This window comes from Synechococcus sp. R8-2 (assembly GCF_047461715.1).
Lineage (GTDB): Bacteria > Cyanobacteriota > Cyanobacteriia > Thermostichales > Thermostichaceae > Thermostichus.
On sequence record NZ_JANSHQ010000404.1, the window covers coordinates 1 to 8062 of the forward strand.

The 8062-nt window shown below is 59.7% G+C and carries 4 protein-coding genes; 1 reads left to right on the forward strand and 3 read right to left on the reverse strand.

The annotated features are described in order from the left end of the window. The first annotated feature begins 67 nt into the window (after positions 1-67). Positions 68-439: a HesB/IscA family protein gene (locus tag NW819_RS09870; RefSeq protein WP_238376723.1), complete on the forward strand. Its 372-nt coding sequence runs from the start codon at positions 68-70 to the stop codon at positions 437-439. Positions 440-474: 35 nt separating this feature from the next. On the opposite strand, the gene NW819_RS09875 is transcribed toward NW819_RS09870, so the two are convergent. From NW819_RS09875 to NW819_RS09885, 3 genes are all read right to left on the reverse strand, one after another. Continuing rightward, a complete protein-coding gene (locus NW819_RS09875) occupies positions 475-1707 on the reverse strand; it encodes a response regulator (protein WP_414413629.1) in 1233 nt (410 codons plus the stop codon). Positions 1708-1741: 34 nt separating this feature from the next. Beyond that, the gene (locus tag NW819_RS09880; RefSeq protein WP_414413630.1) at positions 1742-6064 is read right to left on the reverse strand and encodes a PAS domain S-box protein; all 4323 of its coding nucleotides are present in this window, start codon (positions 6062-6064) and stop codon (positions 1742-1744) included. Between the two features lie 241 nt (positions 6065-6305). After that, on the reverse strand, positions 6306-8062 hold a 1757-nt coding region (locus NW819_RS09885; RefSeq protein WP_414413631.1), incomplete at its 5' end, for a cation-translocating P-type ATPase.

Sequence of the window (8062 nt, forward strand, 5' to 3'; positions counted from 1 at the left end):
TTGACTAGAGTCATGCTCTCGCTGGCCGAGAAAAAACCCTTGATAGGATGGGGAGTAGAACGTACCCTTGAGCCTTCTCGTCATGATCACCCTGACCGATAGCGCCATCCAAGAGTTGAAGCGCCTGCGCAGCAAGTACGAAAAAGAGGGATCCCAGCCCATCCTGCGTCTGGGGGTCAAGCCGAGCGGCTGCTCTGGCCTCTCTTATGTGATGAACTTCGAGTCTCAGGCCAACCCTGACGATCATACCTTCGACTTTGGGGATATCCAGGTGGCAGTGGATCCCTTGAGCATGACCTTGATCAGCGGCACCACCGTCGATTTTTCCGAGGATCTGCTGGGGGGCGGTTTCCGCTTCAGGAACCCCAATGCAATAGCTAGCTGTGGGTGTGGCACCTCCTTTGCCACTGCTGAGACTGCTGCTGTCGTTGGTCACTAAAGTCTCAATCGCTGCCTCCCACCCGCCTTTGGGCGTCAACGGTTGGAGGGCTCTAGGCTGGGCAGCCAAAGGACAAACCAAGTCCATCCCTTCTGGCTGGTGACCCGGATTTGGCCCTGCAGATACTCCACCCACTGCTTCACCAAGGCCAGTCCAAGGCCGCTGCCCGGCTGCGCCCAGGGATCCTCAGAAGGCACACGGTAAAAGCGTTCGAAAAGGTGGGGCAGGTGTTCAGGCTCGATTTGGGCGGTATTGCCGACTCTTAACTCAACCCCACCGGGAAAGGCTTGCACCTCCAAGCGGAGGGTTCCGCCCGGCTGGGTAAACTTGCAGGCATTTTCCAGCAGTTCCTTCAGGATCAGGGTTAGCCGCTGCGGGTAGCTGTAGAGCACTGCCGGGAATGAGGTCAGCTCTGCCATCTCCAGCTTCAGTTGCCGGGCTTGAGCCCGTTCTCGCACCCCGTCGAGCAGGCTTGTGCAAAGGCTGTGGAGATCGATGGTGGCAGCCGCAGAGCCCAACTCCTTGGCTTCCAGGCCCTGCAGATCCAGCAACTTGTTGATCAGCTCAATTTCAGCCTGACACTCTTCCAAAGCGATGCGGTGGTATTGGCGCTGCTTCTCGTCTAGAGGGGAGCGGCCCAATAGCTCCAGGGCCAGCTTGATCTTGGTGAGGGGGGTGCGCAGCTCGTGGGAAACGCTGGCCAGAAAGCTATCCTTAAGGCGGTTGAGCTGCTGCAAGTCCTGTACCTGGCAGGCCAGCTGGGCGGTACGTTCCTGCACTTTGGCTTCTAGGGCTTGGTTAAGTTCCCGCAGGTGGCGTTGGGCTTGGCTGGCCTGGATCAGGTGGCGGATGCGCCGCTTCAAAACCGACCAGCGAATGGGTTTGGAAATGTAATCGCTGGCCCCGGCAGCAAAGGCTTCATCCACGCAGGACTCATCTTCCAGCGCCGTGACGATGAGGATGGGCAGATCCGAGTTTTGAGCATGGAGGCGGCGACAGCACTCAAACCCATCCACATCCGGCATGACCGCATCCAGCAAGACCATATCCACTGGGTGTTGAGCGGCTAGCTGCAGACAGACTTCGCCGCTGCTGGCTTCCAGGACTTGGTAGCCTTCTCGCTCAAGGGCGTAGCGAACCAAGAGTCGCTGGCTGGGCTCATCGTCCGCGATCAACAACAACGGCTTCTTTTCAGGAGAGGGGGATCCCGCCTGGGCCTCAGGAACCGCCGGCGAGCTGGCCGGAGGGTGGGGATTAGGCCTCAGCATAGGCATTGAGAGGAGAGGGAGAAAGGCTCTGCACTCAGAGACTGAGGATAACTTGCCGATATGCCACCTCCAGCTTCTGCAGGGCTTGCTCTATAGTATCCCATTTTACAGAACTGGCTGGCTCGGCATGGGCCAGCTTTTCCAACTGCTGACACAGCTCGGCCAGACGTTTGGCGCCCAGGGTGCTGCTGCCGCCTTTGAGGCGGTGGGCCAACCGAGCAATGGCTTGGGGATCCCGCTGCTCTAGGGCCTGCCGCAGGGATCCCAATAGAGCTTCGCTGTCCTGCCGGTAGGTTTGGATCATCTCCTGCCAGGCTTCTGGAGAGCTGAAGACTGCCCGCATCTGGGCGAGGATAACGGGGTCGAGGGGCGGATCCTCTTCTTGGCTGGCCGGCTTGGGAAGGGGAGGGGATCCCTGAAGAACCCGGACTAGGGCGGCTGGCTCCAAGGGTTTGGTGAGGTAGCCATCTACCCCAGCAGCTTGGGCAGCAGCACGGCCTTCCGAAAACACATTGGCCGTGAGGACAACAATGCGAGGCTGGCGCTCAGGAGGCAGTTCAGCGCGGATGCGACGGGTGGCCGCAAGACCATCCAGCTCCGGCATTTGCATATCCATCAACACCAGATCGTAGGGTCGCAGGCGCAGAGCTTGGACGGCTTCCAGACCGTTGCCGACTATGTCGGGCCGGTAGCCCAATCGCTCCAGCATGAGGCGAATCACCTTCTGGTTAACCGGGTTATCCTCTGCCACCAGGATCTGAAGCGGGTAGCGGCTGGCCAGGGTCGCGTCCCAAATGGAGGGAGGAGCGGCGGGAGAGGAAGATAAGGAGGAAGGAGCTTTTTCTCCCACAAGCCCCAGCAGCAGCTTCCGCAGTTGGGAGGCTTTGACCGGCTTGGCCAAAGTGGGGAGAGGGTCTGCTGTGGAGATGAAGTTGCGCCCCGTCAGCACTAGCGGTAACAGGCGGGGTTGCGCTGTCTGCAGGTCAGCCGCCAGGGTCAAGCCATCCCGGTCTGGCAGGGTGGCATCCAGAAGGGCCAGGTCAAAAGGACGAGTTCTAACTGCAGCCTGGGCTTCTGCCGCCAAGGCACAACAGGTTACCTCCATGCCCCAAGCGCTCAGCAGTCGGGATAGCAACTGCCGTTGACTGGCGTTGTCTTCCACCAGCAAAACCCGCTTGCCGGCCAAGCACGGATCCGGTGCGGCGGTTGGCAACAGCTCCTGGTCTGGCCTCTTTAGGGGGATGCGAAAGCGAAAAGTGGATCCCTGGCCTGGCTGACTTTCCACCCCGATTGCTCCCCCCATGAGCTGGCAGAGACGCTGGCTGATGGCCAAGCCCAGGCCGGTGCCCCCAAACTGGCGGCTGATGGAGCTATCCACCTGGCTGAAGGGCTTGAAGAGGCGATCCAATTTTTCGGGGGGAATGCCAATGCCGGTATCTTGCACCTGAACGCTTACCCACTGCTTTTCGGGATCCCTCTCCCCGGCCTCGACGGTCACCACCACCTCTCCCTGGGGGGTGAACTTGATGGCGTTGCTGAGCAGATTGGCCAGGATTTGGCGCAGCCGGTTGGGATCCCCTATCAAGGTTGGCGGCAGGTTGGGATCCACCCAGGCCACCAGTTCCAGATCCTTGCTCTGGGCTTGGGCTGCCATCAGATCCAGCAGCTCTTCCACCAACTGCGGCAAGGAAAAGGGTATTTCCTCCAGTTCCAGCTTCTGGGACTCGATCTTGGAGAAATCGAGGATGTCGTTGATTAGGTTCAGCAGCACCTCGCCTCCATAGCGGATGGTCTGTACCCAATCCTGCTGCTGCGGATCCAAGGAGGTGTCCAGGAGTAGACTGGTCATCCCCAAAATGGCGTTGATGGGGGTGCGGATCTCATGGCTGATGGTGGCCAGGAACTCGCTCTTGGCGCGGCTGGCGGCTTCGGCAGCTTCCTTAGCTGCTTTCATCTGCTCTTCTGCCAGCTTGGCTAGGGTGATATCCCGCCCGGCGGCGTAGACCAGGGATCCGGCCAAAGAGGCTCGCCACTCGATGAAACGATAGCTGCCGTCCTGGGTGCGGTAGCGGTTGACAAAGTGATCCAGCCGTTTCTCTTCGACAAGCTGCTGCATGGCCGCCTGCGTGGCGGGGAGGTCGTCCGGGTGAACCCACTCCAAAAAGGGTCGGCTCTGGAGCTCCTGCAGGGAATAGCCCAGGGTGGTCTCCCAGGCGCGGTTGAGACGGCGAAAGTACCCTTGGACATCGGCAATGCAGAGCAAATCCAGAGCCACCGAGAAAAACTGCTCCAGCTCCGCTTCTGCCGACTTGCGGGCAGTGATGTCCACCGCGGTAAACACCCAACACGGGATCCCGCGCAAGACAAGGGGCTGCACAAACACGTCTTCCCAGACAACTCGGCCATCCTGCCGCTGCCATTGCCACTCAAAGCGGGCGGATCCCTGCTGGCGGGCTTGCTCCAAGTAGGACTGCAGCGAGAACTCCCCGCCCCGAAGAGCCTGGCGATAGGGAGACTGCTCGCAAGCGTCGAAGGCCCGCAGCTCCTCCAGGCTGAAAAACCCGTAGGCGGCAATGGCTTGGGAGTTGGCCTCCAGGATCTCGCCGGTCTCGGCATGACGGATGAGGATGGCCACAGCGGCATTCTCAAACAGCGCCCGGAACTTCTGCTCGCTTTCCTGGACGGCCTGCTGGGATCGCACCCTGTCGGTTACATCGCGGACGATCACCACCACCTCTTGGGGGTTGAGGGGCACAATGCGCACCTCTTCGTGGCGGGTCTCCCCTTCAATCTCGATGCTTTGGTCGTAGCGCTGCCGCGTCTGGGTAGCTATAGCCTGCTGAACAAAGAAAAGCCGCCGCTCGGCCAATTCCGGTGGCAAAAGCTCCTGCAGGGATCGGCCCACGTAGGTGTCCGGCGAGCCATAGAGAAGAACCTCGCCCCCCGAGATAAAGCTCAAGCAAATGCCCTGGCTATCAAGGCGAAAGATCAAGTCGGGAATGGCTTCTAGAATGGCTCGCTGCAGCTGTTCAGCGGCTTTCAAGGCCAGCTCCGCCTGCTTGGCTTCTGTAATATCCCGCACGATCACCAGGACTTCCTGGCTGTTGAGAGGGACAATGCGGGCCTCTTCGTAGCGTACCTCCCCTTGAACTTCAATGCTGTACTCGTAGCGCTGTTGGGTTTGGGTGGCCAGAGCTTGCTGAACATAGAAAAGCCGCTGCTCTGCCAGCTCCAGCGGCAGAATTTCCCGGGGGGATCGGCCCAAGTGCTGCTCGGCTGGAGTGTAGAGATGGATATCGCCGCCGGAAATAAAACTCAGGCAGATGCCCTGGCTATTCAGGCGAAGGATGAGGTCGGGGATGGCTTGGAGAATGGCCCGCTGGGTGGCTTCCATTTCTCTAAGGGCCAACTCCGCCTGTTTCCGCTCGGTGATATCTCGCACCAGGATGTAAACTTTGTCTCTCCCGTGAGCGACAACGCAGGCTCTCCGATAGCAGCGGATCCCCGGCTCAATCTCAACTTCGTACTCTAGGTACTGCGGCGTCTGGCTGACCAAGGCCCCCTCCGCCAGAGATGGATACTGCTCTTTCAGCGAGCCAGTAAACACGTCTTGGGCGCGGCAACCCACGTAAAACTCAGGCGGATGTCGGGTGGGAACGTAAGGGGAAGGCTTGCAATGAAGAATGACTCCCTCGGCGCTGAGCTCAAAAATCAAGTCGGGAATGGCCTCGTAGAGGGCGCGGTAGCGAGACTCGCTTTCCTGTAGAGCCCGCTCCATCTTGACCCGCTCGCTGATGTCGCGGCTGGTGATGAGGATCCCATCGCCCACCGGCACCACTTGGTGATGGATCCAACTGGCCTTCAAGCCCGGCTGCCCCGAAATGGGGAACTCCTCTTCCAGAGGAATGCCGGTTTCCACCACTCGCTTGTATTTCTCAAAAAAGCCCCCCCAGCGGTTGATGGGCAGCAGCTCGCACAGCCGCTGGCCGATGATCTGCCGGCGCTGGAGGGAAATGAGCTCTTCCCCCTTGGCGTTGACATCCACAAAGACAAAGTCGCGGATCTCGCGGGTAACGGGATCCCGCACCGCCTCCAACAGATAAATGGCATCCAAGCTGGCTTCCAAGGCTGCCCGAAAACGAGCCTCTGGGCTGGGGGTGCCTCTAGGAGGTTGGAAGGGAAATCTTCGAGAAAGGGATCCCAGGATCCCTCTGAAGACAGAAAGCGGCTGACTTTCCCCCAGGCTGACGCCAAGCAGCAGGAGAGCCAAGAAGAGGGATCCCAGCAGCCAAAAGGCAAGGCCAGAGGGATCCACCAGGCCCACCGTTTTCCCTACCGCCCATAGCTCTCTGTGCATAGAACCCAGAGATTCCTGCCCCCTTTCCACAGTATCCCAGCAAGTCTTTCCAGCTTATCTTGGAGGTCAAAAGGGGAAGCTCAGCTAACTTGCGGAAATGGCCTCTATGCAATGGGCAGGATTCCTCAAGAGTGGCTTTTTGGGGAAATGAGTCTTGGCTCAAAGCTTTGTTTCTGGGTGCAGTAGGGAGAGAGACTCTTTATTGTGAAGATGCTTTATTGTGAAAAATAATTGTGAAGATTCAGCGGGATCCCTTGCGCCAGCGGCAGTAGAGTTTTTCCAGCTCCACCCAAACCATAACCACGGTGCTAAAGCCCAAGCAGATCAAAAGTTCAGTGCGGGTTAGCTCCTCTGTGCCAAAGAAGCTGCGCAAGAAAGGCACATAGAGCAGAGCCAATTGCAAGAGCAGAGTGGTCAGGACCGCGCCCAGCAGGTAGGGGTTGGAAAAAGGGTTGGTCTCGATGGTGAGCTTCTCGTTGGAGCGCACGGCCAGCGCATGGCCCATCTGGGCGATACACAGGGTGGTGAAGACCATTGTGCGCCAGTGGGGGATGTAGGCTTCCACAATGGCCATCATGAGGATTGTGGAGATGGCAAAAACCACGCCGATGCGCACCATGTAGGCTCCCAGCCCCTGGGCGAAGATGCTCTCTTTGGGGTTGAAGGGGGGGCGCTGCATCACCCCTGGCTCCGCCGGTTCCAAAGCCAAGGCCAGAGCGGGCAGGCCATCGGTCACCAAGTTCATCCACAAGATCTGTAGGGGTGTCAGCGGCACATCCCCCAAGCCCAGGATGGGGGCAGCAGCCACTGTCAGCACCTCACCGATGTTGCTGCCCAAAATGTACTTCACAAAGCGGCGGATGTTGCTGTAGACCACTCGCCCTTCTTCAATGGCTGCCACGATGGTGGCGAAGTTGTCGTCCAGCAGCACCATATCGCTGGCCTCTTTGCTCACATCGGTGCCCGTGATGCCCATGGCGATGCCAATATCCGCTTGGCGCAGGGCAGGGGCGTCGTTGACCCCATCCCCGGTCATGGCCACGAACTCGTTTTGCTTTTGCAAGGCCTGGACAATGCGCAGCTTGTGTTCGGGGGCGACGCGGGCATAGACCCTGACGGTTTGTACCGTTTGCAGCAGCTCCTCGAAACTCAAGCGGGAGAGGGTACGCCCGTCAATCGCCTGATCCTCCGACTCGAGAATGCCCAGCTGGCGGGCAATGGCAACAGCTGTCAGTTGGTGGTCGCCGGTAATCATCAACGTGCGGATCCCGGCTTCTCGGCAGCGGGCCACGGCCTCTCGCGCCTCTGGTCGCGGAGCATCGTGCATCCCCACCAAGCCCAGCCAAACCAGGTTGTGCTCCACCTCTTCCCCGTTGTCCGGGATCCGCTCTAGCCTCTGGGTGGCTACCCCCAGAACCCGGATACCTTGGGCGGCCAGGCGGTTATTGGTGCCGAGGATGGCTTGGCGATCTGTTTCCGACAGTTCCTGCCAAGTTCCCCCTTTCTGGATACGATCACACCGCTCTAGCACCAGCTCTGGGGATCCCTTGATGTAGACGCAATAGCCGCCGTTTTCCTGGATCACCACGCTCATGCGCTTGCGTTCTGAGCTGAAGGGGAGCTCCTGCACCCGTGGGTAGCGCTCCTGTAAAGAGCCTTTGTGGAGGTTGGCCTTGGCGGCTGCCACCAGCAGGGCGGCCTCGGTGGGATCCCCCAGGATGGACCAGGTGGGCGTTGAAGGGGGGGAAGAAACTGCAGACCGAGGGTTACGCCCGGCAACAGGTTGGAGACTGGCCTGCAACAGGGCATCGTTGCAGAACACCACGGCCCGCAAGATGGCCTGCAGATCCGGGGCGCTCCCGGGATCAATGGGCTGGCCGCGGCAGTAGAAGGATCCCTTGGGGATGTAGCCGCTGCCGCTGACCTGGTAGTGGCGCTCCGGCGTGAGGATGTCGGTAACCACCATCTTGTTCTCGGTGAGGGTGCCGGTTTTGTCGG

What these genes read in the sequence shown, in the direction of transcription:
- NW819_RS09875 (WP_414413629.1), bottom strand. Translation starts at nt 1,707, where the DNA reads ATGCTGAGGCCTAATCCCCACCCTCCGGCCAGCTCGCCGGCGGTTCCT.
- NW819_RS09880 (WP_414413630.1), bottom strand. Translation starts at nt 6,064, where the DNA reads ATGCACAGAGAGCTATGGGCGGTAGGGAAAACGGTGGGCCTGGTGGAT.